The following is a 25,973-nucleotide window of genomic DNA, read 5'->3' on the forward strand; positions in this document are numbered from 1 at the left end:
TGCCTGGAATGCCCCGCCCGTTCCTTCCCACCCACCGCCGACAGGACGCGACCATGTTCGAGATCTGGGAGACGAGTGAGCCGGCACGGCTCATCAGCGACGCGGGCAGCCTGAAAGTCGCGCTGGAGAAGGTCGACACCATGTGCCGGCTCCGTCATGACCAAGCGGTGGCGCACGTCGGCGACGTCGCCGAGGGCTACCACTTCGAGATCAGGGACCACGACGGCAAGGCCCTCGCACGGCTCAGCTACGTCCCGGACACCACCCGCGCCTACCAGAGCGTGGTGGTCGAGGAGATGCGCGGCCAGGACCTGAGCCGGTAACCCGTACCGTCGCGGTGCACCGACGGTGAAATCTCCGTTTCGCACGGATGTCCATGCCCGGGCACCCGTCCGTGCGTGGCAGTATGCCTCGTGGTCAGGTGACGGAGCCTCGGACGACGACGGGAGTACCGGTGCGGAAGGCGTGGTGGCGGCCACGGCAGGCTGAGTCCTCTTCCGATGCGGGGCCCTGCGGCCCCGGGCCGTCCCCGCTGGACGAGGCCGAGGCGCTGACGTCCGAGGCCGTCCGCGCGCTGGCCCGGGGCGACGACGACGCGTTCGGCGTCCTCGTGGCCGCGCTGGCCGACCGTCCGGACGTGCCGGGCTGGCCCCTCGTCACCGCGCGGTGCCTCGCCGCCCGGCTGGAGCGCGGCGTCGCCCTCGCCTGGGAGCGCGGCTGGCAGCCCGCCGACGTCGTCCGGTACGCGGCCCGCCGCCGCACCGCCAGGCACGCCCGCCTCGCCACCGACGCGATCGCCGCCGAGATGCGCGCGTACTCCGCCGCCACCGTCGCCGCGCAGTGGCGCGAGCAGCTCGCCCTCATCGGCGCCGAGGTCTGGTGGGAGGACGACGACGAGCACCCGGACGCCTGGTGCGAGCGCGAAGGGACCGACCGGTCCGAGTTCGTCGCCTGCGGCGCCGAACTCGTCCACCTGCTGGAATGCCTGCCGAAGCTGGCGAGCATCGGCCCGCCTCCGGGGACGCCGTTGCGGGAGACGCCCGTCCGGGACGGGTTCGAGGGCGTCGACCAGCGCATGCTCGGCAAGGTCCGCGCCCTGCTCGCGAAGGCGGAGTCGACCGAGTTCCCCGAGGAGGCCGAGGCGCTCAGCGCGCGCGCCCAGGAGCTCATAGCGCGGCACAGCATCGACCACGCGTTGCTCGCCGCCGAGACCGGCGACCTCGGAGGCCCCGCAGGGCGGCGCGTCGCGGTGGACAATCCCTACGACGCGCCCAAGGCGGTACTCCTCACCGTGGTGGCGGACGCCAACCGCTGCCGTGCCGTCTGGCACAGGGAACTGGGTTTCTCCACAGTGCTCGGGTTCCCCGCCGATCTCGCGGCGGTGGAGATGCTCTTCACATCGCTGCTCGTGCAGGCGACGGCGGCGATGGTGCACGCCGGGCCTCGCCGCGACGCGCGCGGGCGGTCACGGACGCGGTCGTTCCGCCACGCGTTCCTCAACGCCTACGCGGCGCGCATCGGGGAGCGCCTCCGGGACGCGGCCGGTGAGGCGGCGAACCGGGCGGCCGCGGAAGCCGGCGGGAAGGATCTGCTTCCCGTCCTGGCCGCGCGGGACATGGCCGTCGAGAAGGCCGTCGACGCGATGTTCCCCAACCTGGCCAAGGGCCGGGCGGGTTCGGTGTCCAACTACGAGGGCTGGGTCGCCGGCCGCGCGGCGGCCGATCTCGCGAGCCTGAACGGGCGCTCCGAGGTCTCCGGGGCGTCCCGCCGGTCCTAGCGCGCGGGGTCCCCCCGGGGGGCGAGGGGGACGTCCGGCCATGTTCTGCTCTTTCTGCTCGTGCTCGGCTGTGTCCGCTTAGGGAGCTGGGTCAGTCCTTCTTGCGCCGGGTGTTGCCGCCGCGGCCGCGCAGCGGGACGCCGGCCTCCTTCAGGACGTTGTAGATGAACCCGTACGACCGGCCCGTCTCGGCGGCCAGGTCGCGGATGCTCTCGCCGCCCGCGTAGCGGGGCGCGAGCTCGGCCGCGAGCTGCGTGCGTTCGGCACCGGTGACGCGGGTGCCCCTCGACAGCGTTCGGGTCACGGGGACCTCCTGTTCCCAGAGCTGGGCGGCGGGGCCGTCCCCGCAGCTCACAGCAGTGTTGATCTACCTAACGTACACATTCCCCCCGAATCCGCCCCTGATGCGACACTATTCCGCGCGAAATCGGCCGAAGCTGGTCTTTTCCGTGGTCAACGGCGTGTCGGAACTAGACAGACGGGCCCCGGACCGCCTTCGCCTCGGCGTTCCGCAGGATCAGCGACGCGAGCGGGCCGCGGACCGGAACCGCCTGCGCGCCGGCGCCCGCCGTCGCGCCCCGGAGCGAGGCGATCTTCACGCCCGGAACGGGCTCCTCGGCGACGGCCGTCTGCTGCGACGCGGCCTCCCGCGCCGACAGGTCGGCACGGCGCAGCGGATGCCTGGGCGGCGCGAACGGGAACAGCGAGGTCTCGGTCAACCCGTCCACGACGAGCAGCTCACCGGGCTCCAGCAGCCGCCACCCCGGCTGGTCGTCCATCGGCTCGCTGGCGATCACCACGGCCGGCACCGCCGCGCCGTCGCGTCCGCTCGACCCGCCCTTGTCCGGCGACAGCACCCAGAGCTCGTTGCTCTCCGGGTAGCGCAGCGCCCACAGCCGCCCGGCCTCGGCGATCAGCAGGTTGACGGCGAACACCGGCAGCTCGGCCCCGATCCGCCGCACCGCCTCGATGATCCCGGTCGTCGTGTCGCCGTGCCGCCGGATCTCCGCGGTCACGAGGGCGAACACCAGCTCCGAGTCGGTCTCGCCCGCGACGTGCGCGCGCTCGACGTCGCTCAACCAGGTCCGGAGCGTGTCGAGCCCCTTCACCACTCCGTTGTGGGCGAACAGGCGGTCGTTCATGACGAACGGGTGGCAGTTGTGCACGGTGAGGCCGCCTACCGACGCGTCGCGGACGTGGGAGACGAACGTGTGCGACGGGACGTTGCGGGCGTGCAGGTCGAAGTCCGCGTTCTCGAAGGCGGCCAGCGGCGCCCGGTCGCGGACGGGCTCACCGCCGAGCGAGAACCAGCCGAGACCCGCGCCGTGCGGCATCCGGTGGCTCTGCGCCCGCAGGCTGGACGGCGCGTCCAGCAGCCAGTGAGCCGCCCTGACGCGGGGCCCGCCCGTGCTCATCCCGAACAGTCGGCACATGCCGTTCGCCTTTCGATATCTAGGGTGATCCCGCGCTCCGGGTCCCCGTTCGGCGGCGCGAGAGGAAGATCATAACTGCGAGTGATGGTGATTTTACCCAACGTTGCATCGGGCGTCCGGCGATTCCGGCCAGACGATCGGGGATCCCGCTCCATCGCGGCGGTCCGGCCGGCAGGGGCCTTGTCAGGCGCACCCGGCCGCGGCACTCCACCGGATCACGATCGGGCAGCCGACGATGGCTGCCGCGAACCGATTTTACGTCGCACTGCCCATGCGTTGACCTGGTTATCCACAGAACGCTGTTCGGGTGCCGTCTGTTCCGCCGGGACCGCAGGCTGGTCGGCGTCGGTCCCCCCAGCAAGGAGAAACCATGATCGCCTTCTCTGTCCCCGCCACCACGACCACCCGGTTCGCCGTGGCCGCCGAACGCGTCCCGCACGACCTCGCCGACCTGCTCCGCGACGCGAGCGGCCCCTACGCCGCGCACATCGCCGGCCGTCTCGGATCACCCCAACTGGAGGTGGTCCGCGAGGACGTCACCTGCCTCCGCTGGGACCCGCGCGGCATCAAGGCGCCCCGCCCCGAGGATCGCCACCGCGAACGCGCGTTCCAGGACGCTCCCGAGTTCGCCGTCGTCACCGCCTGCGCCCCGATCACCGACCAGCCCCGCGCCGTCCAGGTGGCGCGCACCGCCGCCTTCCACCTGTCCGCCGCCCTCGGCGGCGTCCCCGCCGACCTCGTCACCGGCCACGTCCTGACCCCGCCCGCCCAGGAACGGACCCGTTTCGTCCTGGCCGACCAATGGCTCGGCGACGTGCTGCCCCCCTTCCGCGCCAACGGCCGCTGCACCGGCCCCGACCCCGACCGCGACCCCGAGGGCGTCAACGGCTGCGCCTGCGTCCGCCTGCGCACCCGCGGCCTGCGCCGCTTCGGCCTGCCCGAACTCCAGATCACCGACGTCGCCTGCCCGCACGACCTGGCCGCCCTGAACGTCCTGCGCACCACCGCCCGCAGCCTCCTCACGGACCACTGGTCCTGGCTGTCCACCGGCCCCGCCGACCGCACCCGCGAGATCGACACCGACCTCCCGCTCGCCGAGTCCGACTTCAGCGCCTTCTGGGGCACCGGCCGCCGCGTCCACCTCACTCCCCCGAACCCCTTCCGGGTCCGCCTCACCCTCCTCACCCAGCGCCTCCTCGCCGTGGCCCCACCCGACGACTTCACCGGCACCGTCAACGACTGGCTCTACGGCGACACACTCCCCCTGGGCATGTACGACGTCATCCACTCCCCCGCCACCCCCCAAGCCGCCTAACCACCCCCAGCCCACGCAAGGCCCGTTCGGCTGCCCCGCTCACCCTCCACGCGCGGCAACAAAGACCTGCGGCGCCGCCCCGCGCAGCGCCGCAGCTACGCCCACCCGCCGCCAAAGACACACGCCCCCAGCACACTCACTCCCAACACCCAGACCCAAGACACGCAACCCCGAGCACACCAACAACACCAACCCACGCAACACCAAGCACGCGCCCAAGCACGCGCGGCACAAGCACGCGCGGCACAAGCACGCGCGGCACAAGCACGCGCGGCACCAAGCACACATGACCCAAACCCTGGCGACACCCAGCGCATGCGGGGCTACCCACAGGCGGTAGCGCCCCACGGCGTGCCGCGCTGCCCAGGCGGCGCTGCATGCGATTCAAGACATGCCATCTCACGCCACTGGGGCGATCCACTTCGACCTCGTCAAGCACGTACGGTGCTTCGCGACATGGCAGGCAACACGCTCGGCGCCCGCACAACACGCGCGATGCCCAGGCAACACCCGCGACACCATTAGGCACGTTGTGCTTACGCTTCCGCGCGACGCCAGAAACCGACGGCTTGCCAACCCCCACACGAGACACCCAGCAGAACGCGCACCGAGCAGCAACCTGGGCACACTCAGGCAGCATGGGGCCACCCAGCAACACGTGCGGCGCCCACGCAACGCCGTGATGCCTAGGCAGCACCCGCGATGCCCAGTAACAGGCCACGACGCCAGCAACACACCCACTGCCCAGGCAGCAGGCGCGACGCCCGGCAGCAGGCGCGACGCCCGGCAACACACGCGCCGCCCGGAGGCGCGACACCCGCATGGGCGACGCTCAGCATCCGGGACGACATCATGCATGCGCGACACCGGCACACGCAGAGCACAGCACTGACGGCGCCCGGCATATGCTGCGCCAACGGCGCGGTGGCCGCTCGCTGCACCGACGCGCAGCATCACCCGAAGCGCAGCATTGCATGCGCTTCCAGGTAGCCCGGAAGACTGGCTCGGGGCCGCCGATCACGTAAGGCGCCCCTCGACAGGTCGAGCACACTCGCGCCACAAGCCGCATTCAGATTCCGCTTCCGCGACTAGCGGCGGATGCCCCGGGGCGCTGAACCTTGCACGCGCTGAACCTTGCACGCCTTGGACCTTCGTTGCACCGACGCGGGTTGCGTACATGCGATGCACTGCAGGCGATCTCCAATTGCACGGAAGTACACCGCATGTCCCGTTTGGTTTCCCCGCGCGGCACTGGAGGCTGGCGGCGCGGCCAGCCCTGGCCTCGCCACACCCAGCAATGCGCGCCGCTCGGGCTCTCGACAGCCAGCACGCAGGCCGCCAAGCGATGCGCGGTGTTCGCTCGCTTGCACTGGCAGGCACCACCCCGAGGGTGGCCCTCCATTGTCTCGAGGCCCTTGGGCGCGCTTGGACGCCGGCCGAGTTGCCCGCATGGCGTTGGAGCGTGGGTGGGGTGTGGTGTTGGAGCGTGGGCGAGGTGGTGAGGGCGGCTCCGGACGTTCTGGCCCGCTGTCCTTCGGCGTGCTGACCCTTCGGGTTGGGTCCCCGTTGTGTAGGGGCTGCAGGGACTTGTGCGGGCGCGGGTGGCGAGGTGTGCCTGCGTACGGTCCGATGGCGAGTCTTCCCGGAGTGCTGCGATCTCCTGGATCGCCAGGCGGGGCGACACTTGTGGGGGTTTGTCGGTATTGAAGGCGATTCGATGAGCTTGGCGGCTACATGTTCATTTATTGGTGTTTTGGGATGGATGTGTTGCGTCGAGATCGAGGGACCTTACTTTACGGTTCGCATGGGTGAACCTTCGCGTTGGTCAAGTGTGGCTGTCCTCAGGCCGCCCGATGACGATGGTTATATCCGGACGATTAAGGATGTGCAGCACATTTCACCGGAGTGGTGACCGGATAATCGGTGGGTCGAGTGCGAGCAATGGTCAACGCTCCGTAGCCGGATTGACTACGATCGGCATTCCGACGGTGACCAACGCGATCCCCCGGGGCGAAGATGACCCGTTTCCTGGCAGATCCCAGGATGACAGACATATTCGGCGAGATCGTCCGCTGTACCTGCGGGCTGCTCGGCTGTACCGCGGTGGCGGGCGTGATCTCCTTCAGCGCGGCGCCCGCCGATGCGGCGTCCGGACCTCGGCCGGAGCCGCGAAGATCTCTGCCGGCCCCCTGCCGGCAGAGCCTCGACCGTGACTGGTACACCTCGCAACTGTGCAGGGCGGCTTGGCTGGCGATGTTCGACGGCTCACGGAGGAGGGCGCCGGGCCTCGGGGGCGACGCGGCCCGCAGGCGGGGACGGCCCGAGAAGGAACCGAAGGCCGGGCGTCGGCGGCCCACGCCGCCGAAACCGCTCGACAAGCCGGATCCCCGTCCCGCATCGCAGGCTCCGGACGGCGTTCCTCAGGCGCCGGTTCCGACACCGGTCCCGACGGTGACTCAGTGGGGCGGGGGAGGCGGCCAGGCCCCCGTGCGCCTGCGAGAACAGGCCGATGATGAGCCGCGGGTGCGTCCGTTGCAACCGGTTCTTCTGCTCGGCCTCCTCCTCCCGGCTGCCGTCGCGATCTGCTACCCGTTCCGGCACCGGATCCTCGCGGCGGCGACCGCGGGAATGCCGGTGCTCTCCGCGTCCACCGGCGGATCCGACTCGCGGCCCGTACCGTTCACCTACCGGCCCTCCCTCGACCCGTTCGCGGTGCCCGCGCTGGCGCTCGCGGGAAGCGGTGCGGTCGACAGCGCGCGGGTGTTCGCCCTGTCCGCGCTCGACGAGCACGGAGACAGTTCCCTGGTGGTGATCCCGCGGCCCGATGCCGGCAGGCTGTTCGGGCTCGCCGAGGACGAACTGCTCGACGAGAACGCCCCGGGTCTGTTCATCCCGGGCAACCTCGATGCCGCGCTGGCCTATCTGGAGACCGAACTCGCGATCCGGCGGACCACCGGGACGGCCGCCACCCGGCGGCTTCTCCTGGTGGCCGACTGCGCGGAGGAGGCGGGTCGGATCGCCGCGCTCATCGACCGCCACCCGGGCGAGCTGTCCGCCGTGCTTCTCGGTCCATGGCCGGGCGCTCAGGCCGTCGTGGACGGCGACGGCCTGGTCGACGCTCCCTCCGCGCTGGCGGCCCATCTCCCCCAGCGCCTCCCGGCGATGTCCCGGACCGAAGCCCGCGACCGGCTCCACGCCGCGATCGCCCGCCAGAGCGATGAGGGGAGGCGCCCGCCGGGGCGGCGCCACAACTCGCGGCGGACGTGACCTCACGCCGGTCGCCGGACAGGCGAGGCGCCGATCTTGCGCCGCCGTCGAAGGCTGCGAGCCGCCGATCCACGTTTCACATCGAGAGGGCCTCACAACGCCTCTCGTTCGTATCTGGCGCTCTCGGCCCTGGTCCCGACCAGGTTGCGGATCGCGCGACCCAGGACGGCGGGGTCCGGGGGCTGGTCGGCGTCGCGGTCGAGGTAGGCGGTGCAGCGCAGCATCCATCCGCGCACGACGTCCTCGATGTCGGTCTCGGCCCGTCTCGCCCTGGCCAGGGCCCGCCGGAGTTTCTCCTCACGGACCTCCGCCGCGAGCGTCTCGTCGGCGGCGAGAGCGTGAATGTCGGCGAGCGCGTAGCGGCCGAAGCGGTCGGTTTCCAGGTTCCGCTCGCCGGCGATCCGGTCGAAGGTCTTCCGTGGCCAGCCGAGGATCGTCACCGCCCCACCGGGGTCGACGCTGTCGAACAGCGGCCCCTTCCGGGCGGAGACGACCTCGCGGACCGCGGCGGGATCGAGGGCGTCGAGGTCGCGCAGGAGGTAGAGCGGATGTCCGCGGAAGCTGCTGACGACATCGAGATCGTCCCGGGCCACCAGCACCTCGACGTCGCGGCGTTCGACGTCGAGGCCCGTGCGCACGGCCAGCCGCGCGGCGGCGCGGATCGCTCCGACCGGAGGGTCCTCGCCGAACCGTGCGACCACCTGGCCGGACCGGTTCGCGCATTCGTCGACGAGCCGGGCCGACCACCGTTCGCCTTCGAGATCGGGTTCGGGGAGCAGTCCGTGCTCCCGGCCGAGGCGCAGCTGCCATCGGGTCAGTCCGAGCCGGGCGGCGAACTGGTTCGGTCCGAAGTCTCGGCCTGTGGTCTGTGCGGGCATGGTCGCGCCTTCCGTGTTCGGGATGTGACGCGGAACAGCCTCGCCCACGGTGGCCCGCCGCAATAGTGGAACGCCATTCTGTGGACAAGCCGAAGAAACTCGTGGCTAATGTCCTGGTTTGCGACCTTCAGAAGGCGCAGGGAAGGGCTTTGATCCCGTTGATGAAGCTCGTGCGCTGCCGTACGGGGGCGGAGGTGGCGTGCAGGTCGGGAAGGCGCGTGTAGAGCTCCCGCAGCAGCACCGTGACCTCGCGGCGAGCGAGATGGGCGCCGAGACAGAAATGCGGCCCAGGCGCCCCGAATCCGACGTGGGGATTGGGCGAGCGCGTGATGTCGAACGCGTGCGGGTCGTGGAACACGGCGCCGTCGCGGTTGGCCGAGTTGTAGTACAGCACCACCCTTTCGCCGGCCTTGTACAGGTAGCCGCACAGCTCGTAGTCCTGCGAAAGCGTGCGCCGCATCCACGTCACCGGTGTCGCATAGCGAACGACCTCCTCCACCGCTCCGGGAAGGCGGCCCTCCACGTCGGCGACGAGCAGCGCGCGCTGCTCCGGATGCTCGGTGAGGAGGGCGAGCGCATGCGACAGCGCGTTGCGGGTCGTCTCGTTCCCCGCGACGACCAGGAGAGTGAAGAAGCGGGCCAGTTCCACGGTCGTGAGCGACTCCCCGTCCACGTTCGCGTGGGTCAGCGCAGTGACGAGGTCGTCCGCCGGCTCTTCGCTGCGCAGCCGCCCCAGTTCGCCCATGAGCTCGTGCAGGTGGGCGAACTTGTCGCGCAGCGTCGTGATGCGGTCCTCGCCGGCCGGGCCGACGTAGTCGGGGTCGCCGATCGCCAGGATCATGTTGGTGGCGTCGATGACCCCGCCGTACTCCGAGTCGGGGATGCCCATCATGGAGCAGATGATCCGCAGGGGCATCGGCATCGCGACGTGCTCGACGAAGTCGCAGGGGCCGCGCTCGGCGAGTTCGTCGACGATCCGGCGGGCGAGGACGGTGACGTCCCCGGCGAATCGCTCGACCATGCGCGGGGTGAACGAGCGGGAGACGATCCGGCGGAGCCGCGCGTGCCGGGGGTCGTCCATGCTGATCATCGAGCCGGAGTACTCGGCGATCGCCTCCGGTGGGTCGACGAGGCTGACCGCCGTGGGTTGCGAGCTGAACACCTCGGGACGGCGGCTGGCCTCGGCGACCTGCTCGTACCGGGTCAGGGCGTAGAAGCCGGGCTCGTCCTGCAAGGGGCAGTAGACGGGATCCTTCGCGGATCTCAGGCCGGCGAACACCTCGTCGCGTTCGGCCTGGGGCGCCGCCCAGAAGTCCAGGCTGGACAGTCGCGTCTCGACAAGGGAGGGCATCGACCGGGCCGCCTTCCGCCGGGGGAATCGCCGTCCACAGGCTAACGCGGAGGTCTCCGGAATGCGATCAGTCGAACGCCCTGCGCTACAAGGAAGGAAGGGACGTGTATCGGAAGCGCGCGCGGGCGGGCTGCGAGCCCGCCCGCTGCGCACTATGTCGTCACTTGGGACGATGCAGCCGACTGGCGGGGAGCGAAGACTCCCCCTCACGGGCCGGTGATGTGGCCGAGGCCGGTCAGCGCGCGGACGGGTCCACGTAGTGGCGCTCGCCCGGTCCCACGTACACCTGCCGGGGACGGCCGATCTTCGTCGTGGTGTCGTTCATCATCTCGCGCCACTGGGCGATCCAGCCGGGGAGCCGGCCGAGCGCGAACAGCACGGTGAAGGCGTTCGTGGGGAAGCCCATCGCCTTGTAGATGACGCCGGTGTAGAAGTCCACGTTCGGGTAGAGCTTCCGCTCGACGAAGTAGTCGTCGCTGAGGGCGACCTCCTCGAGGCGCATGGCGAGGTCGAGGAGCGGGTCGGACTTGCCGAGCGCCCCGAGCACCTTGCTGGTGGCCTTCTTCACGACCGCGGCGCGCGGGTCGTAGTTGCGGTACACGCGGTGCCCGAAGCCCATGAGCTTGACGCCGGGCTCCTTCTTCTTGACCCGCTCCACGAACGACTCGATGTTGTCACCGTTCTCGTGGATGCGCTCCAGCATCTCCAGGACGGCCTGGTTGGCGCCGCCGTGGAGCGGCCCGAACAGGGCGTCGACGCCTGCGGAGACGGACGAGAACAGGTTGGCCTGGCTGGAGCCCACCAGCCGCACCGTGGAGGTGGAGCAGTTCTGCTCGTGGTCGGCGTGCAGGACGAAGAGCATGTCCAGCACCCGCACGATCTCGGGGTCGATCTCGTACGGCTCCGTGGGCAGCCCGAACGTCATGCGGAGGAAGTTCTCCACGTACCCGAGCGAGTTGTCGGGGTACAGCAGCGGCTGCCCGTTGGAGGTCTTGTACGCGTAGGCCGCGATGGTGGGGAGCTTGGCGATGAGCCGGATGCTGGACTGGTCGACCTGCTCGGGGTCGAACGGGTCCAGGCTGTCCTGGTAGAAGGTCGACAGCGCGCTGACCGCCGACGACAGGACCGCCATCGGGTGGGCGCGGCGCGGGAAGGCGGAGAAGAAGGCGCGGAACTTCTCGTCGAGCAGCGTGTGCTTGCGGACGCTGTCGGTGAACTCGTCCAGCTGGTCGGTGGTCGGCAGCTCACCGTAGATCAGCAGGTAGGCCACCTCGAGGAAGGACGATTTCTCCGCCAGCTCCTCAATGGGATAACCCCGGTAGCGGAGGATGCCCGCCTCACCGTCGATATAGGTGATCGCCGATGTGGTGGACGCGGTGTTGGTGAAACCGGGGTCGAGTGTGACGTGCCCCGTCTCCTTCATGAGGCTTCCCACCCGCAGGCCCGAAGGGCCCTCCGTCGACTCCGTTACCTCGAGGGGCATCCGGCCGCCCGCGTGGTTGAGTTCGAAATCCGACATATGCGCTCGCTCCCAACTCCGTCCACACCTGCGTAGACGTTCCAGTTCTTCATCGTATCGAGGTGATCATATGGCCTGATCGGCGGCCATCTCGTTGACGCCGCGACCGTGCGGATGTTGCGCTGAGTGCATGACCGACAACAGTGCCGCGGGGCTGGTCGCCCGAGCGCGCGCGGACATCGCGGCGAAGGCGGCCGGCAACCGCTTCCTGGACCTGCTCGAAACAGGCGACCTGCCCCGGGAACGCCTGGTCCGGCTGGCCGCCGAGGAGTATCGGATCGTCGGTAGCGATCAGCGCAGCTTCGCGCTGCTGGCGGCGCGTTTCCCGGTACCGCCGGCGGGTGGGTTGTTCCTTGGGCTGGCGCAGGGCGAGGCGGAGGCGCTCCGGCTGCTCGGTCGTTTCGCCACCGCCCTCGGCGAAAGTGAGAAGAATCTCAGGGCCCATGAGCCTCTTCCACTCGCGCAGGCGTATCCCGCCTACGTTGCGCAGCGCGCCGCCTTCGGCACGTCCACGGAAGTGGCCTTGGCCATGCTGGCCAACCTGGAGGAGTGGGGCGCCTACTGCGCCCGTACCGCCACGGCGCTTCGCGAGCGCTATGGATTCGATGAGGAGGCCGTGGGGTTCTTCTCGTTCTTCGCCGAGTCGCCGCCGGGCTTCGAGGAGCAGGCGCTCGAAGTGATGGCCGCAGGATTGGCCTCCGGTGACGACCCCGTGGAGGCATCCCGCGCGGCCCGCCTCCTGCACGCGTACGAGACCGCCTTCTGGGATGCGCTGGTGGACGATCTGCCCTGACCGGCCTTCTATATCGGCGGCATGACGCCGCTCAAGGCGCGGCCGAGGAGTCATGCCTGCTCGGGTGGTTCGACCAGGGTGGGCTGCTCCGCGGTCACTTCGATCAACGTCCGTTCCTGAACGTCGATGAGGTCCCCTATGCCGTCCGTCAGTTCGTCCTCTCCGTAGACGGCGTCGAGGAGCGTGGACAGTGCGGTGAGGACCTGCTCGGGTGAGGGCCGTTCCTCCGGGTCCTTGACCAGGCAGCGTGTCACGAGCCCGCGCATGGGGTCGGGCAGGCGGTCGAGGTCGGGACGGCCGTACACGATGCGTCCCCGCACCTTGTGGCCGGTGCCGAACGGCGCGGAACCGGTCGCCGCGTAGACGAGCGTGGCGCCGAGCGAGAAGACGTCGCTCTTGGAGGTGACGGGCTCGCCGAGCGCCTGTTCGGGCGACATGTAGGCGGGCGTGCCCAGGATCTCCGAACGCGCCAGCGGCAGTGCATCCAGCGGCCGGGCGATGCCGAAGTCGATGACGCGCGGACCGTCCGACGCCAGCAGGACGTTCGAGGGTTTCAGATCCCGGTGGACGATCCCCGCACGGTGGATCGCGATCAGCGCCTCCCCCAAGCCGGCTCCCAGTCTGCATGCCGCCTGCTCAGGTAGCGGTCCCTTCTCCCGGACGACATCGGCCAGGCTCACACCGCGGATGTACTGCGTCGCGAGCCACGGCCTCTCCGCGTCGGGGTCCGCGTCGACGACCGCCGCGGTGTAGAAGCCGCTGACCGCCTGGGCGGAGACGACCTCGCGGCGAAACCTCGCCCGCCAGCGCGGATCGCCCAGCAGTTCCTCTCTGATGACCTTCACGGCGACGAGCCGCCGGCTCGGTGAGGTGCCGAGGAAGACCTCACCCATCCCGCCCGAGCCGAGCCGTGCGACCACACGGTAGGGGCCGATCATCCGGGGTGCTTCAGGCTGCATGGGCGATGAATCCGATCATGGTGGGCGCGGCTTCATCGTGCCACGGGCGGCCCCCTTCCAGCCGGTCAGTCCCAGGGCAGCTCGCTCCGTTCCCGCCAGTAGCGATCCGGCGCGATGCTCAGGCGGGCCAGCACGTCCGCCTCCTGCTCACTCAGGGACACCCGCGTCGCCGCCAGGTTGGTCTCCAACTGGCCTGGGCTGACGGCTCCGATCAGGACGGTGTCCGCCCAAGGGCGGCTCAGCGCGGCGGCCAAGGCCAGCGCGTCGGCGGTGGTGTCCTTCTCGGACGCCATGGCGGCCAACGCGCTCGGCGGCCGTACGGCGAGGCGGCCGTTCGCGAGCACCTCCTTGAGCAGGACGTGCAGACCGGCCGTATGAGCCTCTTCTAGCGCCGCTTCGGCGGACGTCTCCAGGAGATTCCAGGTCGATTGCACGGTGCTGAACAGCCGCTTGCCGGAGACCTCGAGCTCCAAGGCACGGCGGATGGTGTCGGCCTGTCCAGGACCGGAGGTCGAGAACCCGACCCGAACGCCCTGGGCGGTCGCTTCGGCCAAGGTCTCCTGAAGCCCCGCGTCGTCGAAGAGCGGGCTCTCCTGCGTGAGCGAATGGACCTGATAGACCGAAAGGCGGTCCCCTAGAAGCGCGCGCGTCTCCGCGTACTGGGCACGATAACGATCGGCGCTGTGCTCCTTGACCTCGTGCACGGGGGCGTCGATCCTCCAGTCCCCCACGTACGTGTAGCCCCACTTACTGGAGATGGTCAGATCGTCCGGCATACGGGCGGCTAGCCATTCCCCTAGGAACTCCTCAGCGCGCCCGTACGACCGCGCGGTGTCCACCCACCTGATCCCTGCCGCGTACGCACTGTCCAGAAGGCTCCAGGTAGCGTGGCGCATCTGCTCGACACCACGGTCCTCGGGCAGCTCTTGCGTCCTGCCCACGTTGATATAGGCCGGACGACCCACCGCCGCCAAGCCGATCCCCAGACGTCCTGTCGCATTCATGCTTTCAGCCTCCCACGCCAGGGCGAGACGTGCGGCGGCGGCCGCGATGAGCGCCTCGAAGGGCCTGCTCGTCGGACATTTCTCCAGCTTTCGGCGGCAAATGGCGGCCCTTATCCACAGAACCATGTTCAGGTCCCGTTTCGGCCGCGTCCCCCCGAGGCTTGACGACGTCACGAGAACCCGTCATGGCCCGAAGGGGGCTTCCTTTGTCCATCACCGTCACCGTTCCCGAGGAGACCATCACCCGGTTCGTCGTCGCCGCCGACCGGACTCCCGACGACGTCGCCACCGCACTCCGGCAAGGCCTGCCGGGCAGACTCGGCGCCGCGACGCTCCAACGGCTCGGCACGCCCGCCCTGATGGTCGCCGCGCACAAAGCCGAGGTGTCGCCGTGGGATCTGCGGTCGGTGGCGAGCACCGATCCGGAGGATGCCGAACGAGCCCGCCGCAGCGATTGGCACGTCGGAGTGACCTCGGTACTGCAGGTCGCCGATCTCCCGGCCGGCCCGCACATCAGCCGCACCGCGGCCGAGGTGCTGGCCGAATCGCTGGGCGGCGTCCCCGTCGACGTCGACATGAACCAGGCCGTGCACCCGCTGCCCGTCCCCCGCCAGGAGCAGTTCGTGCTCGCGGACGACTGGACCGGCGCCGTGCTCCCGCCCTACCGGAACGCCGGCCGGTGCACGGCCGACGAGGACGAGATCGACGGCTGCTCCTGCGTGGGGATCACCACTCGGGGCCTGCGCCGCTTCGGTCTCCCCGAACTGGAGATCACCGGCGTGGCCTGCCCCCATGACCTCGCCGCGCTGAACGTCCTCCGGACGACCGCCCAGAGGCTGCTGCCCCTCGGCAGGCACCGAGGCGAACACGTCCTCCATTCGGAACTCGTGCTGACGAGCGCCGATTTCTCGGCGTTCTGGGGCAGCCGGGAGCAGGTCTGGGATGACGGCCCGATTCCCGTGCGTCTCGTGCAGACCGGGCCTCGCCGTCTCTCGATCCAGGCACCGGAGGACTTCCCGGGCTCTCTCAACGAGTGGCTCTGGGACGAACTGCCGCCCGTTCTCCATCACTATCTGAGCTGTGAGCCGGACAACGCCGATCCGGATTGAGCGGCCGGGCGCCGTCACCGCCGGGCCGCTGCACGGCCGCGGCACGCCGGTTAACGTCGTTCGGCATGCGGAACCAACAGGAGCCGGGCTCCCTGCTCGCGGACATCGCTGCGGAACGCGCCGCCCAGGACCGGATGTGGGGCGTCCAGGAGTTTCCGGACGGCAGCGGCCCGGCGTTCGCCGGAGAGGCCGACAAGGCCAAGGACGACTGCGCCGACGCCTGGTCGCGCGGCGAGCTGACATGGCGGCACGTGCTCGCCGAAGAGTTCCACGAGGCGCTCGCCGAAACCGAACCCGCGCCGCTGCGGAACGGACTGGTGCAGACGGCCGCCGTGGCCGTGAAATGGATCCAGTCGCTGGACCGCCGGAACGGTGCGACCGAGCATCGTCCCAAGGAGGGCGGCGGGCGCACCGAGAAGCTGGTCCGCGACCGCATCCCCGACCTCGTTCGGAGCACCGGCCGGCGGCCGGAGACCCGGGTCGCCGACCCCGGGGAGTACGCGTCGCTCCTGCGCGCCAAGCTCTACGAGGAGGCCGGCGAGTACGTGGCGAGCGGCGATCCCGCAGAACTCGCCGATCTCCTGGAGGTCGTCCACGCGCTCGCCGCGCTCCACGGCATGAGTCCCGCCGACCTGGAGGCGAGCCGCTCCGCGAAGCACACCGAAAGAGGGGGCTTCTCCCGGCGCATCGTGCTGCGGCTACAACCGTAGCCGCGACCTCCGCCGCCGCGGGCTGCCGCAATGACCCAGCGCAGGACGGCGCGATGGCCGTGGTAGGTACTGGCGTAGTCGCCTTGGCACGTACTGACGCGAGGCTGTCTGCGCAGGCCGGCGCAAAGGCCTAGCGCGAAGGCGCAGTGGCCTTGGCACGAGCTGACGCGGTGGCCACGGCTCGGACTGACACGCTGGCCCCGGCGCGGAGGCGCAAGGGCCTTGGCGCGGGCCGGCGCAGGACCCCGGCTCGGGCTGACGCGCTGGCCCTGGCACGTACTGGCGCGGTCGCCCTGGCGCAGACCCACGCAAAGGCCCTGGCGAAGGCCGGCGCGATAGCCCCGGCTCGGACTGGCGCGCTGCCCCTAGCGCAGGCCAGCACAAGGGCCCTGGCGCAAGCCAGCGCAAAGGCCACGGCTCGCACTGACGCGCTGACCCTGGCGCAGGCCAGCGCAATGGCCTTGGCGCGGGCTGGCGCGGCGGCCACGGCTCGGACTGGCGCGATGGCCCCAGCGCAGGCTGGCGCAATGGCCTTGGCGCGGGCCCCGGCTTGGGCTTACGCGATGGCCCTGGCACGTACTCGCGGTCGCCCTGGCATGTACTGGCGCGCTGGCCTTGGTGTGGGCTCGCGATGGCCCGCGTGCTGGCGCCTCGGCCCGGCGTGGGGTGGTGTGGTGGCGTGGGGTGGGCTGGTGCGCTGGTCCGGTGAGGGAGGGGTTCAGGGCCAGATTCGGCGGAGGGTCCAGGGACCGGCGCCGCCGGCGGCGGGTCCGACCACCTCGGCGATCGCCGGACCGTCCGGCGTCGTGACCTGGAGCCGGTAGAAACGGGCCTCGCCGGGTTCCTGCCACTGCTCCAGCACCCGGCGCACCTGGAAGCAGCCGCGCGCACCGGTGATCTGGGAAGGATGGCCCGCCGGGGTGGTCTCCGCGGAGACGGGTTCGTCGATCAGCACGAGACCAGACCCTAGCCCGAACATGTGTTCGAGCAAAGCCGGGCCGACCGTCCGTGTCACTGCGAAGCGTCTGCGGGGGCGGCGGGTTGCGGCTCAGAGAAGCAAGCCAGGAAACGAACGGCCAGGTCGGGGGCTCCTTGCAGGAAGGGAGGGTTCGCAGGCAGGGAGGACCGGCCGAACACGAGGGACCTCAGAGTGGCGACGTCGGCGTCGAAGGTGGCGTCCGCGCGGACGGGTTCGTCCGCCCGGGCTACGTGGAGGTGGCCGGAGCGGATCTCGGCCACGAACAGATGGTCGTCGAAGCGGAGCGCGACGCGAACGTCCAGCCCCTGGGCCGCAGTCAGGTCGAAGGTCGTTCTGAGGGCGAGCATCATCGCATCGACGCTCATCTCGGTGTCGTGGGCACCGAGAGGGCTCTTGCGGCCCCACTCCGCGAGGGCGAGCAGGACCGGTTCGAGTTCGCGGCCGCGCGGGGTCAGTTCGTAGACGCGGGTGCTGGCGGGCGGGCCCAAGGTGCGGCGGCGAACGATCCCGCCCTCCTCCAAATCGCGCAGCCGCTGAGAGAGGACGTTCTGGCTCATGCCCGGGAGGCCCCGGCTCAGTGCCGCGAACCGCTTGGGACCGAACAGGAGTTCGCGGACGACGAGCAGCGCCCACCGCTCCCCCACGGCGTCCAGCGCCCGGGCGATGCCGCACGGATCGTCATACCGCCTTCGTCCTGTCATGCCGGAATGGTAGGTGAAGCTCCTAATTCAGGAGTTCGTGCTGCTGGTTTGTCAGTGGCCGCCGATAGCGTCGGCCGGGCGGCCACGAGAAGAGGAGCACGAGAATGGCAACGTACGTCCTCGTTCCGGGGGCGGGTGGAGGCGCCTGGTACTGGCACCTCCTCGTCCCCGAACTCCAGGCCCGCGGGCATGAGGCGATCGCCGTCGACCTGCCCGCGGCCGATGAATCGGCCGGGCTCACGGAGTACGCGGACACCGTGGTCGAGGCGATCGGCGATCGCACCGGGGTCATCCTGGTAGCCCAGTCGATGGGCGGCCTCACCGCACCGCTCGTGTGCACGCGTGTACCGGTGGCGCTGCTCGTCCTGCTCAACGCGATGGTCCCTGCGCCGGGCGAGACCGGAGGTGAATGGTGGACCAACACCGGTCAGGCGGAGGCCATGGCCGAACAGGCGGCTCGTGAGGGGCGGCCGATGCCGGCCGAGTTCGACCCGGAGGTCACCTTCTTCCACGACGTCCCACCAGAGGTGACCAGCGAAATGTTGGGGCGGGGCGAGCAGCCGCAGTCGCAGAAACCCTTCGAGGAGCCCTGGCCCCTGGACTCGTGGCCGGACACGCCGACCGTGTTCCTCCAGGGCCGGGACGACCGGCTCTTCCCCCTGCCCTTCCAGCGCAGGGTCGTGCGCGAGCGCCTGAACATCCCGGTCGACGAGCTGCCGGGCGGTCACCTCGTCGCGCTCAGCCGACCCAAAGAGCTCGCCGACCGGCTGGAGGAGCACCGGATCCGGAACATCGGCTCGAACGTTTCGTAACACTGCCACCGGACCCGCCGAGCCCGTCGAGCCTGCCGAAAGCGACCGAGCCGGCGCACCCAGTGATAGCGGCCCGATCGGCCCGGGAGGCGGCCCCGGCCGCTTGGGCGGGCTGGTGCGGCCGATGGAGGGCGGGGATGCCGGCTTGGCGGTGGGCGGAACGGGTGGTGGTCAGTCGGCGCCGATGTTGTGGGCGAGGGCGGGAGGGAGGGGATAGAGGCGTTCCTTGGGCAGCAGGGCCTTGGCCTGCGCGGTCCGGCCCGCCTGGAGGAGTCCGTGAATCTTGCGGACCAGCGGCGTCCGGTCATCGATGGCGAGGATCCAGTCGTCGACGTAGCGGTCCACGATATGGCGGCTCAGGCCGACCTGGATGCTCCGCACTTCCCGCTTGCTGCCGTTGATCGAGCGCTCGGGGTCCCACTGGACGTGGACGTGCGCGTGCGCGAAGCGGCGGCGCCATTCGTCGGAACTGCGGAAGACACGGCGGTCCGGGTCGGTCGGGACGGCTTGGGCGAGGGCCTCCTCCCAGCCCGCGCGGGTGATCCGGACGGCGAGGACGGTCTCCTGGCCGGGCTTGCGGGCCCAGTTGCTGCGGGCCATCAGCCACAGGAACGACGGCTTGATCCAGGTCATCCGGGTGCGCGAGAACGGAGGGACGAAGGTGCCGTGCCGCGCCGCCGGGCCGCCGATGTCCGGGCCGTATGCCTGGTAGACGGTGATCGACTCGCGGTCATGGACGGCGCGGATCTCACGTGTGCGCATGGTGCCGCCACGGTGCCGCAGGGCGCGCGTCCGGTTCAACCGGATTTCGCGGCCGCGGACCTGCGGCGGTGGGCCTTCTGCCGGCAGGCGGCGCCGCAGAACCGCGCCGGGCGGCCGGTACGTGCGGCCGCCAGCGGGGTACCGCAGACCTCGCAACGGCTTTCGTTACGTGACATCGTCGGACTTTCGTCACGAAGTTTCGTTACGGCGGCGGGGCGGAGCGCGTCGCAGGCGAGTGCGGTCATGCGGCCGGGCGGCCCGTCGGCGCGCCGCATCCGCTCGGTGACCACGCACCCGGCCATCAGGGCTCGCACATCGCGCAGGTCGATGTCGGCGCGCACGTCACCGGCCGCTTGGGCCCGCTGGAGCAGCGCGCCGAGGGCGGCGTTGAACTCCTCCTCGACGCCGGCCGCGAACGCCTTGATGCCTTCCTCCAGCGCCAGCGCCTCGCAGATGGCGTGATTGAACATCGCGCGCTCGACGACCCACATCAGGAACCCGTAGAACCGCTCGCCCGGATCGTCCGCGTCGGCCAGTGACCTCGCCTCCTCGATGATGCTCTCGAAACGCTCGGTGATGACGGCCGTGAACAGGGCCTCCTTGGTCGGGAAGTTGCGGTAGACCGTTCCGGCGCCGACGCCGGCGCGGCGGGCGATGTCGTCGAGCGGGACGAGCCGCCCTTCGGCGGCGAACGCCTCCAGGGCGGCCTCGAGGATCCGGGTCCGATTCCGGCGCGCGTCCGCGCGGCGCGGCTCGGCCGCGGTACGGCGGCGCGACACCGCCTCAGCGCGGCGGCGCAACTCAGTCTCGGCGCTAGGGGGCGGCTTGGCCGCCTCCGCGCGGCGCGACTCCACTTCAGTGCGGCCGCGCGGCTCGGTCTCGGCGCTAGGGGGCGGCTTGGCCGCGGCCGCGCCGCGCTGCTCCGCCTCGGTGCCGCGGCGCGGCTCTGCCTTGGTGCGGCTGCGCTGCGCGGGCTTGGCGCGGCGGGGCGGGTCGTCGGGCACGGGCGGCTCCTCCTTTGACAAACGGGGCGGTCGTTCCGGTAATGTCCTAAGCGGGTTGGCAGTTCCGATTGTACGGCCGAAGGAGACGGCATGGGCGAGGACGCGGTGCGCGAGGCGAGGCGGAGGCTGGGGCGGATCGGGGCGGCGCTGGTGACACCGCTCGCGCCGGCGGACGAGTGGCGGCGGGCGGCCCGCCGGGTGGAGGACGCCGGCTACGGATCGATCTGGGTGAACGAGGCGATCGGCGGCCGGGAGGTGTTCACGCAGCTCGGCGTGATGCTCGCGGCCACCGAGCGGGTCGTGCTCGGGTCGGCGATCGCGAACCTGTGGGCGCGGCATCCGGCGACGATGCAGGGGGCCGCGTCGGTGCTGGCCGACGCCTACCCCGGACGGCTCGCGCTCGGCATCGGCGTCAGCATTGGCGCGGTCGTCGAGCGGAGCGGCCAGACGTGGAGCAGCCCGATCGCCCGCATGCGCGATTACCTCGACGGGATGGACGCCGCCGTGCCGGAGGCACCTGCACCGGGGGTCCCGTTCCCTCGGCTGCTCGCGGCGCTGGGGCCGAAGATGCAGGGACTGGCCGCCGAACGGGCGGACGGGATGCTGCCCGCGATGATGCCCGTCGAGCACACGCGCCGCGCGCGGGAACTGCTCGGCCCGGACAAGCTGCTGATCGCCATGCAGCCGGTGATCCTCGAGACCGATCCGGAGAAGGCGCGCGGCATCGCCCGCCAGGCCGGGGCGTTCTCGCTCCCGGGGTCCCCTTACATCGGGGCGCTCAAGAAGCTCGGCTTCTCGGACGCGGACCTCGCCGACGGCGGCTCCGACGAGCTCATCGACGCCTGCTTCATCTGGGGGGACGAAGCCGCGGTGGCCAAGGACGTCAGTGCCTATCTGGAGGCGGGGGCCGACCACGTGTGCGTGACGGTGTTCCAGCCGGACCTCGCCTCGTCCGCCGACCAGTTCGAGCGCCTGGCCCCGCACCTGTTGAACGACTGACCCCGCGGCCCGCGTCCGGGCGGAGCGCCGGTGAGCCGTCAGCGGGGGCGGACCAGGCCGGTCTCGTAGGCGGCGATCACCAGCTGGGCCCGGTCGCGGGCCTGGAGTTTGGCCAGGAGACGGCCGATGTGGGTCTTCACCGTCGCGGGGCTGAGGTGCAGGTGCTCGGCGAGTTCGGTGTTGGACAGGCCGCGGGCGATGAGGGCGAGGACCTCGCGCTCGCGGTCGGTCAGGGCGCCGAGGCCGGCGGGCGGCGGTCCCGCGGGGGCGGGCCGGCGGACGAACTCGGCGATCAGCCGGCGGGTGACGGTCGGGGCGAGCAGCGACTCGCCGGAGGCCACCACGCGGATCGCCGACAGCAGGTCGGCGGGCGGGGTGTCCTTGAGCAGGAAGCCGCTGGCGCCGGCCCGCAGCGCCGCGTAGACGTAGGAGTCCAGGTCGAACGTCGTGAGGATGAGGACGCGGACGTCCGGCCGGTCGCGGCTGATGCGCCGGGTCGCCTCGATGCCGTCCATCTCGGGCATCCGGACGTCCATGAGGACGACGTCGGGCAGCTCGCGCTCGGCGAGTTCGACGGCCTCCGCGCCGGTGCCGGCCTCGCCGACGGCGCGCAGCCCCGGCGCGGTGTCGATCAGGACGCGGAAGCTGCCGCGTACCAGGGTCTGGTCGTCGGCGACGAGGACGCGCAGTTCCAACGCACTCCTAGGCTTCGTAGGGGAAGGCGGCGGCGACGGCGAAGCCGCCTTCCGGGCGGGGGCCGGCGGTGAAGTCGCCGCCGTACATCATGACGCGCTCGCGCATCCCGATGAGACCGTGGCCTGGGGCGCCGGGAAGGACGCGGACGCCGGGGCCGTCGTCGTCCACCTCGATGCGGACGCGTCCGCCGCCTGCCTCGACCAGGACCCGGCAGCGGGCGGGCGCGGCGTGCTTGACGACGTTGGTGACGGCCTCCTGGACGATCCGGTAGGCCGCGAGCGCCACGCTCTCCGGCAGGTCGCCCGCGCGGACGTCGAGGTCGACGTGGACCCCGGCCATGGCGGCGCGTTCGGCCAGCCCCGGCAGGGAGCCGAGGCCGGGTGAGGGGGCGAGCCCGGGCTCGTCGGCGCGCAGGACGCCGAGGAGGTGGCGCATCTCGCCGAGCGTGCCGCGGCTGGTGGACTCGATGACGCGCAGCGCGTCGAGGGCCTCCTGCGGCCGGGCCTCGGCGACGTGGACGGCGACGCCGGCCTTGACGGCGATGAGGCTCATGCTGTGCGCGACGATGTCGTGCAGTTCGCGGGCGATGCGGAGGCGTTCCTCGCCGACGGCGGTCTCCGCGAGGCGGCGGGCGGCCTGGGCGGTGTAGGCGCGGCGGTCGCGGACGGCGCGGCCGAGGGCCCAGGACGCGCCGAGGACGGCGATGCCGAGGAGCACGCGGCCGAGTTGCTCGGCCTGCCAGTTCTTCGGCCCGATGAGGGCGCCGCCGAAGATGACGATCGCGCTCAGCACGCCGATCGCCCGTGTCGGGACGAAGCGCACGCGGGGCAGTTCCAGCGCGAGCGGGTAGAGCGCGTACGCCGCCCCGATGTAGAAGTCCCATGGCAGGTCGAGGACCAGGGCCAGGGTGGACGCGGCGAGGACGGCGCCGAAGACCGGGACGGGCCGGATCCGCCGGGCGCCGAGCGGCAGTCCCATCGCGGCGGCGACGGGCACGGCGAGCAGCGCCGACGTCTCGTGCCCGCCGGAGAACAGCAGCAGGAACAGCGTGTAGAGGACCGCGACCGCGATGTCCAGGCGGATCGGCCGCCGCGGGCCGGTCCGCCGGGCGTGCGGGGAGGCCGGCTCGGATTCGTGCACGTCACGACGGTAGCCGGACGGTGCGGCCGGGCGCGTCGTGCCGGCGGACGTCAGACCTGGGTCCGATGCGGCGGCGCGGTCTCGGAGCACGGTCGGACGGGCGGGTCCCGACCGGGTTCCGATGTGCCGGGGCGGCGTCCGGCGGGAGCGTTGACGGCATGATCGAAGTGAGGGAGCTGACCAAGCGCTACGGCGGGACCGTCGCCGTGGACCGCCTGTCGTTCCAGGTGCGGCCGGGGGCGGTGACGGGGTTCCTCGGGCCGAACGGCGCCGGGAAGTCGACGACGATGCGCGTGCTGCTGGGGCTGGACGCGCCGTCGTCGGGCGCGGCGCTGGTGAACGGCGGCCCGTACACGGCGCTGCGGCGGCCGTTGCGCGAGGTGGGGGCGCTGCTGGACGCGGGGGCGGTGCACGGCGGCCGCCGCGCGTTCGACCATCTCGGCTGGCTGGCGCGCAGCAACGGGATCGGGACGCGGCGGGTGGCGGAGGTCCTGGAGCAGGTCGGCCTGGCGGGCGTCGCGCGCAAGCGGGTGGGCGGGTTCTCGCTCGGGATGCGGCAGCGGCTCGGGATCGCGGCGGCGCTGCTCGGCGACCCGGGCGTGCTGTTGTTCGACGAGCCGGTGAACGGGCTGGACCCGGACGGGGTGCGGTGGATCCGCGAGCTGATGCGGGCGCTGGCCGCCGAGGGCCGGACGGTGCTGGTGTCCAGCCATCTGATGAGCGAGATGGAGCTGACCGCGGACCGGCTGGTCGTCATCGGGCGCGGCCGGCTGATCGCGGACACCTCGGTGCGGGAGCTGGCGGACCGGTTCGCGCGCGGGGTGCTGGTCCGGTCGCCGCGTCCGGAGGAGCTGGTCGGGGTGCTGGCGGCGGCGGGCGGCACGGTCGAGGCCGCGCCGGGCGGCGCCCTGTCGGTCGCGGGGCTGGACGTGACGGAGATCGGTGACCGCGCCGCCGCGCACGGGATCCCGCTGTACGAGGTGACGCCGCGGAGCGCGTCGCTGGAGGAGGCCTACATGGAGCTGACGGCGGGCAGCACCGAGTTCGGGGCGGTGAGGTCGTGATCGACGCGCTGGCGGCGGAGTGGTGGAAGCTGCGCTCGGTGCGCTCGACGTTCGCCGTGCTCGGCACGGTCGCGGCGTTCGCGCTCCTGTGCGTCGTGTGGTCGCTGTACGCGGCGCACTACTGGGACGGTCTGTCGCAGGCACGGCGCGCGGCGTTCGAGTCCGCGCCGCCGGAGCAGCCGCTCGCGATCGCTCTGCCGGTCTGCGCGGTGCTGCTCGGGGCGCTGCCGGTGACGTCGGAGTACGCGTCCGGAATGATCCGGACGAGCCTGGCCGCGACCCCGCGCCGTCGGGTGCTGTTCTGCGCGAAGGCGGCGGTTCCGGGCGCGGCGATGTTCACGGCCGCACTTGCGAGCTTGGCCGTCGGGGTCGTGGCGGGGAAGGCCGCCGCGAACGGCCGTCCGATGCGCGGGTTCGACGCCTCGTTCCTCGACCACGTCCCGTACGTGCTGGCCATGGCGGTGACGACCGCGGCGATCGCGCTCATGACGACCGGCCTGGCGGCGGTGCTCCGCTCCACCGCGGGGACGATCACGGCCGGGATGGCGGTGCTGTTCGTGGTGCCGCCCGTCGCGAACCTGCTGCCGGATCCGTGGGGCGAGCGGGTCTGGGCGGTGCTCCCCGAGAGCCTCGCGGGGCGGATGGCCTCGCCGCCGGGCGCCTCCCCCGCGCGGGACGGCCTCCCGCCGGCGGCCTCCGCCCTGCTCCTGGCCGCGTACGTGGTGGTCGCCCTGGGCGTCGGCGCCCGCGTGTTCGGACGGCGGGACGCGTGATGCTCGACGCCGTCGCCGCCGAATGGTGGAAGCTGCGTTCCGTCCGGTCGACCTACGTGATCGTCGCGGTCGCGGCCGGGTTCGCCCTGCTCGTCGTGCTGCTGGCCGTCCAGCAGGCGCACGTCTGGGACGGCTTGGACCCCGCCCGGCGCGCGCGCTTCTACCTGCGGCCGCTGCAGGAACTGGGCGGCTGGGTCGCCCAGTTGTGCCTCGGAGTCCTCGGCGTGCTCGCGGTGACGTCGGAGTACCGCACGGGGATGGTGCGGACGAGCCTGGTCGCGGTGCCTTCGCGGCCACGGTTCCTGGCCGCGAAGGCCGTGGTGGTGGCGCTCACCGGGCTCGCCGTGGGCGAGGCGGTCACCATCGGGTGCTTCCTCGGCGCCCGGCTCGCCGCGGGCGGCCGGCCGTTCCCCGACCAGCGCGCGTCCGTCTGGCACGACCTGCCGGGATTCGCGGTCTCGGGCGTCGCGGTGGCGGTGTTCGCCCTGCTCGGCCTGGCCCTCGGCGTGCTGCTGCGGTCGGCGGCCGGTGCGATCGTCGCCGTCGTCGTGGTCTGGCATGTCGTCCCGCTGCTGGTCTACCACCTGCCGCAGCCGTGGAACGGGCGGCTCGGATCGGTGATGCTCTCGGGCCTGCCCACCGAGATCGCGGGCTGGAGCGCGGGGCACTCCATCTACGGCGACCTGCTGTCGCCACCGGCGGCGGCTGCGGTCCTGCTGGCCTACGCGCTCGTCCCGCTCGCGTTCGCCGGCCTGGTCCTCAGCCGCCGGGACGCCTGAGACGACCGACCCGCACGCCGGGCCGGTGGCGTGTCATGACGCGTCGGCTCATGACGCGTCGGCGTCGGCGGCCGGGGCCTCTCGGGACGTGGGTGGGCGGCGGCGCCCGCTGGGGACGCGGGTGGGCGGCGGCGCCCGGTAGGGGCGCC

The 25,973-nt window shown here is 71.6% G+C and carries 25 protein-coding genes; 12 read left to right on the forward strand and 13 right to left on the reverse strand.

Annotated elements, in window-relative coordinates:
* Positions 1-53 precede the first annotated feature (53 nt).
* Both ABT299_RS01810 and ABT299_RS01815 read left to right on the forward strand, forming a co-directional pair.
* Positions 54-323 (forward strand): hypothetical protein, encoded by a 270-nt coding sequence (locus ABT299_RS01810; protein WP_190858371.1) that lies wholly within the window; start codon positions 54-56, stop codon positions 321-323.
* 131 nt (positions 324-454) lie between these two features.
* On the forward strand, positions 455-1,777 hold the full coding sequence (locus ABT299_RS01815) for a DUF2786 domain-containing protein (protein ID WP_500249440.1): 1,323 nt from the start codon (positions 455-457) through the stop codon (positions 1,775-1,777).
* A 91-nt stretch (positions 1,778-1,868) separates the two neighbouring features.
* On the opposite strand, the gene ABT299_RS01820 is transcribed toward ABT299_RS01815, so the two are convergent.
* The gene (locus ABT299_RS01820; RefSeq protein WP_151538805.1) at positions 1,869-2,081 is read right to left on the reverse strand and encodes a helix-turn-helix domain-containing protein; all 213 of its coding nucleotides are present in this window, start codon (positions 2,079-2,081) and stop codon (positions 1,869-1,871) included.
* Between the two features lie 166 nt (positions 2,082-2,247).
* The gene (locus ABT299_RS01825) at positions 2,248-3,210 is read right to left on the reverse strand and encodes a class II glutamine amidotransferase (RefSeq protein WP_190858374.1); all 963 of its coding nucleotides are present in this window, start codon (positions 3,208-3,210) and stop codon (positions 2,248-2,250) included.
* A gap of 370 nt (positions 3,211-3,580) precedes the next feature.
* Between ABT299_RS01825 and ABT299_RS01830 the strand changes: the two genes are divergently transcribed.
* Entirely contained in the window at positions 3,581-4,525 is a 945-nt protein-coding gene (locus ABT299_RS01830; protein ID WP_500249441.1) for a hypothetical protein, read from the forward strand.
* A gap of 2,532 nt (positions 4,526-7,057) precedes the next feature.
* On the forward strand, positions 7,058-7,792 hold the full coding sequence (locus tag ABT299_RS01835) for a hypothetical protein (RefSeq protein ID WP_500249442.1): 735 nt from the start codon (positions 7,058-7,060) through the stop codon (positions 7,790-7,792).
* Positions 7,793-7,884: 92 nt separating this feature from the next.
* Here the strand turns inward: ABT299_RS01835 and ABT299_RS01840 are convergent, their stop codons facing one another.
* The 3 genes from ABT299_RS01840 to ABT299_RS01850 form a co-directional block, all read right to left on the reverse strand.
* Complete coding sequence (locus tag ABT299_RS01840; protein WP_500249443.1) at positions 7,885-8,670, reverse strand: hypothetical protein; 786 nt, start codon at positions 8,668-8,670, stop codon at positions 7,885-7,887.
* Between the two features lie 127 nt (positions 8,671-8,797).
* Positions 8,798-10,021, reverse strand: a complete 1,224-nt coding sequence (locus ABT299_RS01845; RefSeq protein WP_500249444.1) for a cytochrome P450 — start codon at positions 10,019-10,021, stop codon at positions 8,798-8,800.
* 235 nt (positions 10,022-10,256) lie between these two features.
* Entirely contained in the window at positions 10,257-11,540 is a 1,284-nt protein-coding gene (locus ABT299_RS01850) for a citrate synthase (protein WP_190858390.1), read from the reverse strand.
* A gap of 130 nt (positions 11,541-11,670) precedes the next feature.
* On the opposite strand from ABT299_RS01850, the gene ABT299_RS01855 reads away from it, so the two are divergent.
* Positions 11,671-12,333 carry a thiaminase II/PqqC family protein gene (locus ABT299_RS01855; RefSeq protein ID WP_190858394.1) on the forward strand — a complete coding sequence of 221 codons (663 nt, stop codon included), beginning with the start codon at positions 11,671-11,673 and terminating at the stop codon, positions 12,331-12,333.
* A gap of 50 nt (positions 12,334-12,383) precedes the next feature.
* Here ABT299_RS01855 and ABT299_RS01860 read toward each other — a convergent pair whose 3' ends face one another.
* A complete protein-coding gene (locus ABT299_RS01860; protein ID WP_190858396.1) occupies positions 12,384-13,292 on the reverse strand; it encodes a serine/threonine-protein kinase in 909 nt (302 codons plus the stop codon).
* 65 nt (positions 13,293-13,357) lie between these two features.
* Positions 13,358-14,422 (reverse strand): aldo/keto reductase, encoded by a 1,065-nt coding sequence (locus tag ABT299_RS01865; protein ID WP_500249445.1) that lies wholly within the window; start codon positions 14,420-14,422, stop codon positions 13,358-13,360.
* Positions 14,423-14,502: 80 nt separating this feature from the next.
* Here ABT299_RS01865 and ABT299_RS01870 point away from each other — a divergent pair, with 80 nt between their 5' ends.
* Both ABT299_RS01870 and ABT299_RS01875 read left to right on the forward strand, forming a co-directional pair.
* Positions 14,503-15,405 carry a hypothetical protein gene (locus tag ABT299_RS01870; protein ID WP_500249446.1) on the forward strand — a complete coding sequence of 301 codons (903 nt, stop codon included), beginning with the start codon at positions 14,503-14,505 and terminating at the stop codon, positions 15,403-15,405.
* Between the two features lie 65 nt (positions 15,406-15,470).
* The gene (locus ABT299_RS01875) at positions 15,471-16,115 is read left to right on the forward strand and encodes a hypothetical protein (protein WP_500249447.1); all 645 of its coding nucleotides are present in this window, start codon (positions 15,471-15,473) and stop codon (positions 16,113-16,115) included.
* A 718-nt stretch (positions 16,116-16,833) separates the two neighbouring features.
* Here the strand turns inward: ABT299_RS01875 and ABT299_RS01880 are convergent.
* Both ABT299_RS01880 and ABT299_RS01885 read right to left on the reverse strand, forming a co-directional pair.
* Positions 16,834-17,070, reverse strand: coding sequence for a hypothetical protein (locus ABT299_RS01880; RefSeq protein ID WP_387020780.1), 237 nt, complete (start codon positions 17,068-17,070; stop codon positions 16,834-16,836).
* Between the two features lie 56 nt (positions 17,071-17,126).
* The gene (locus ABT299_RS01885; RefSeq protein WP_500249448.1) at positions 17,127-17,795 is read right to left on the reverse strand and encodes a winged helix-turn-helix transcriptional regulator; all 669 of its coding nucleotides are present in this window, start codon (positions 17,793-17,795) and stop codon (positions 17,127-17,129) included.
* A 104-nt stretch (positions 17,796-17,899) separates the two neighbouring features.
* Here ABT299_RS01885 and ABT299_RS01890 point away from each other — a divergent pair, with 104 nt between their 5' ends.
* Positions 17,900-18,607, forward strand: a complete 708-nt coding sequence (locus ABT299_RS01890; RefSeq protein ID WP_500249449.1) for an alpha/beta fold hydrolase — start codon at positions 17,900-17,902, stop codon at positions 18,605-18,607.
* A 171-nt stretch (positions 18,608-18,778) separates the two neighbouring features.
* On the opposite strand, the gene ABT299_RS01895 is transcribed toward ABT299_RS01890, so the two are convergent.
* Together ABT299_RS01895 and ABT299_RS01900 are read right to left on the reverse strand one after the other, a co-directional pair.
* Positions 18,779-19,369: a DUF4291 domain-containing protein gene (locus tag ABT299_RS01895; RefSeq protein ID WP_190858409.1), complete on the reverse strand. Its 591-nt coding sequence runs from the start codon at positions 19,367-19,369 to the stop codon at positions 18,779-18,781.
* A 35-nt stretch (positions 19,370-19,404) separates the two neighbouring features.
* The gene (locus ABT299_RS01900) at positions 19,405-20,373 is read right to left on the reverse strand and encodes a TetR/AcrR family transcriptional regulator (protein WP_500249450.1); all 969 of its coding nucleotides are present in this window, start codon (positions 20,371-20,373) and stop codon (positions 19,405-19,407) included.
* 90 nt (positions 20,374-20,463) lie between these two features.
* Here ABT299_RS01900 and ABT299_RS01905 point away from each other — a divergent pair, with 90 nt between their 5' ends.
* Complete coding sequence (locus tag ABT299_RS01905) at positions 20,464-21,372, forward strand: TIGR03620 family F420-dependent LLM class oxidoreductase (protein WP_500249451.1); 909 nt, start codon at positions 20,464-20,466, stop codon at positions 21,370-21,372.
* A 38-nt stretch (positions 21,373-21,410) separates the two neighbouring features.
* Here the strand turns inward: ABT299_RS01905 and ABT299_RS01910 are convergent, their stop codons facing one another.
* Together ABT299_RS01910 and ABT299_RS01915 are read right to left on the reverse strand one after the other, a co-directional pair.
* Positions 21,411-22,067: a response regulator transcription factor gene (locus ABT299_RS01910; RefSeq protein WP_500249452.1), complete on the reverse strand. Its 657-nt coding sequence runs from the start codon at positions 22,065-22,067 to the stop codon at positions 21,411-21,413.
* 7 nt (positions 22,068-22,074) lie between these two features.
* Positions 22,075-23,208 (reverse strand): histidine kinase, encoded by a 1,134-nt coding sequence (locus ABT299_RS01915; RefSeq protein WP_206700035.1) that lies wholly within the window; start codon positions 23,206-23,208, stop codon positions 22,075-22,077.
* Between the two features lie 158 nt (positions 23,209-23,366).
* Here ABT299_RS01915 and ABT299_RS01920 point away from each other — a divergent pair, with 158 nt between their 5' ends.
* Genes ABT299_RS01920 through ABT299_RS01930 form a run of 3 tightly spaced genes read left to right on the forward strand, consistent with a single transcriptional unit; the run spans position 23,367 to position 25,824 of the window.
* Positions 23,367-24,272 (forward strand): ABC transporter ATP-binding protein, encoded by a 906-nt coding sequence (locus tag ABT299_RS01920; RefSeq protein ID WP_500249453.1) that lies wholly within the window; start codon positions 23,367-23,369, stop codon positions 24,270-24,272.
* Positions 24,269-25,045: an ABC transporter permease subunit gene (locus ABT299_RS01925; RefSeq protein WP_500249454.1), complete on the forward strand. Its 777-nt coding sequence runs from the start codon at positions 24,269-24,271 to the stop codon at positions 25,043-25,045. Before ABT299_RS01920 ends, ABT299_RS01925 begins: the two co-directional genes overlap by 4 nt.
* Positions 25,045-25,824 (forward strand): ABC transporter permease, encoded by a 780-nt coding sequence (locus ABT299_RS01930; protein WP_500249455.1) that lies wholly within the window; start codon positions 25,045-25,047, stop codon positions 25,822-25,824. Before ABT299_RS01925 ends, ABT299_RS01930 begins: the two co-directional genes overlap by 1 nt.
* Positions 25,825-25,973: the final 149 nt, after the last annotated feature.

Source organism: Spirillospora sp. NPDC000708 (genome assembly GCF_040299565.1).
Taxonomy (GTDB): Bacteria; Actinomycetota; Actinomycetes; order Streptosporangiales; family Streptosporangiaceae; genus Spirillospora.

Coding starts and splice junctions, on each gene's coding strand:
- ABT299_RS01825 (WP_190858374.1), bottom strand. CDS start 3,210: ATGTGCCGACTGTTCGGGATGAGCACGGGCGGGCCCCGCGTCAGGGCG.
- ABT299_RS01895 (WP_190858409.1), bottom strand. CDS start 19,369: ATGCGCACACGTGAGATCCGCGCCGTCCATGACCGCGAGTCGATCACC.
- ABT299_RS01905 (WP_500249451.1), top strand. CDS start 20,464: ATGGGCGAGGACGCGGTGCGCGAGGCGAGGCGGAGGCTGGGGCGGATC.
- ABT299_RS01810 (WP_190858371.1), top strand. CDS start 54: ATGTTCGAGATCTGGGAGACGAGTGAGCCGGCACGGCTCATCAGCGAC.
- ABT299_RS01930 (WP_500249455.1), top strand. CDS start 25,045: ATGCTCGACGCCGTCGCCGCCGAATGGTGGAAGCTGCGTTCCGTCCGG.
- ABT299_RS01845 (WP_500249444.1), bottom strand. CDS start 10,021: ATGCCCTCCCTTGTCGAGACGCGACTGTCCAGCCTGGACTTCTGGGCG.
- ABT299_RS01830 (WP_500249441.1), top strand. CDS start 3,581: ATGATCGCCTTCTCTGTCCCCGCCACCACGACCACCCGGTTCGCCGTG.
- ABT299_RS01840 (WP_500249443.1), bottom strand. CDS start 8,670: ATGCCCGCACAGACCACAGGCCGAGACTTCGGACCGAACCAGTTCGCC.
- ABT299_RS01865 (WP_500249445.1), bottom strand. CDS start 14,422: ATGGTTCTGTGGATAAGGGCCGCCATTTGCCGCCGAAAGCTGGAGAAA.
- ABT299_RS01875 (WP_500249447.1), top strand. CDS start 15,471: ATGCGGAACCAACAGGAGCCGGGCTCCCTGCTCGCGGACATCGCTGCG.
- ABT299_RS01855 (WP_190858394.1), top strand. CDS start 11,671: ATGACCGACAACAGTGCCGCGGGGCTGGTCGCCCGAGCGCGCGCGGAC.
- ABT299_RS01850 (WP_190858390.1), bottom strand. CDS start 11,540: ATGTCGGATTTCGAACTCAACCACGCGGGCGGCCGGATGCCCCTCGAG.
- ABT299_RS01920 (WP_500249453.1), top strand. CDS start 23,367: ATGATCGAAGTGAGGGAGCTGACCAAGCGCTACGGCGGGACCGTCGCC.
- ABT299_RS01890 (WP_500249449.1), top strand. CDS start 17,900: ATGGCAACGTACGTCCTCGTTCCGGGGGCGGGTGGAGGCGCCTGGTAC.
- ABT299_RS01860 (WP_190858396.1), bottom strand. CDS start 13,292: ATGCAGCCTGAAGCACCCCGGATGATCGGCCCCTACCGTGTGGTCGCA.
- ABT299_RS01885 (WP_500249448.1), bottom strand. CDS start 17,795: ATGACAGGACGAAGGCGGTATGACGATCCGTGCGGCATCGCCCGGGCG.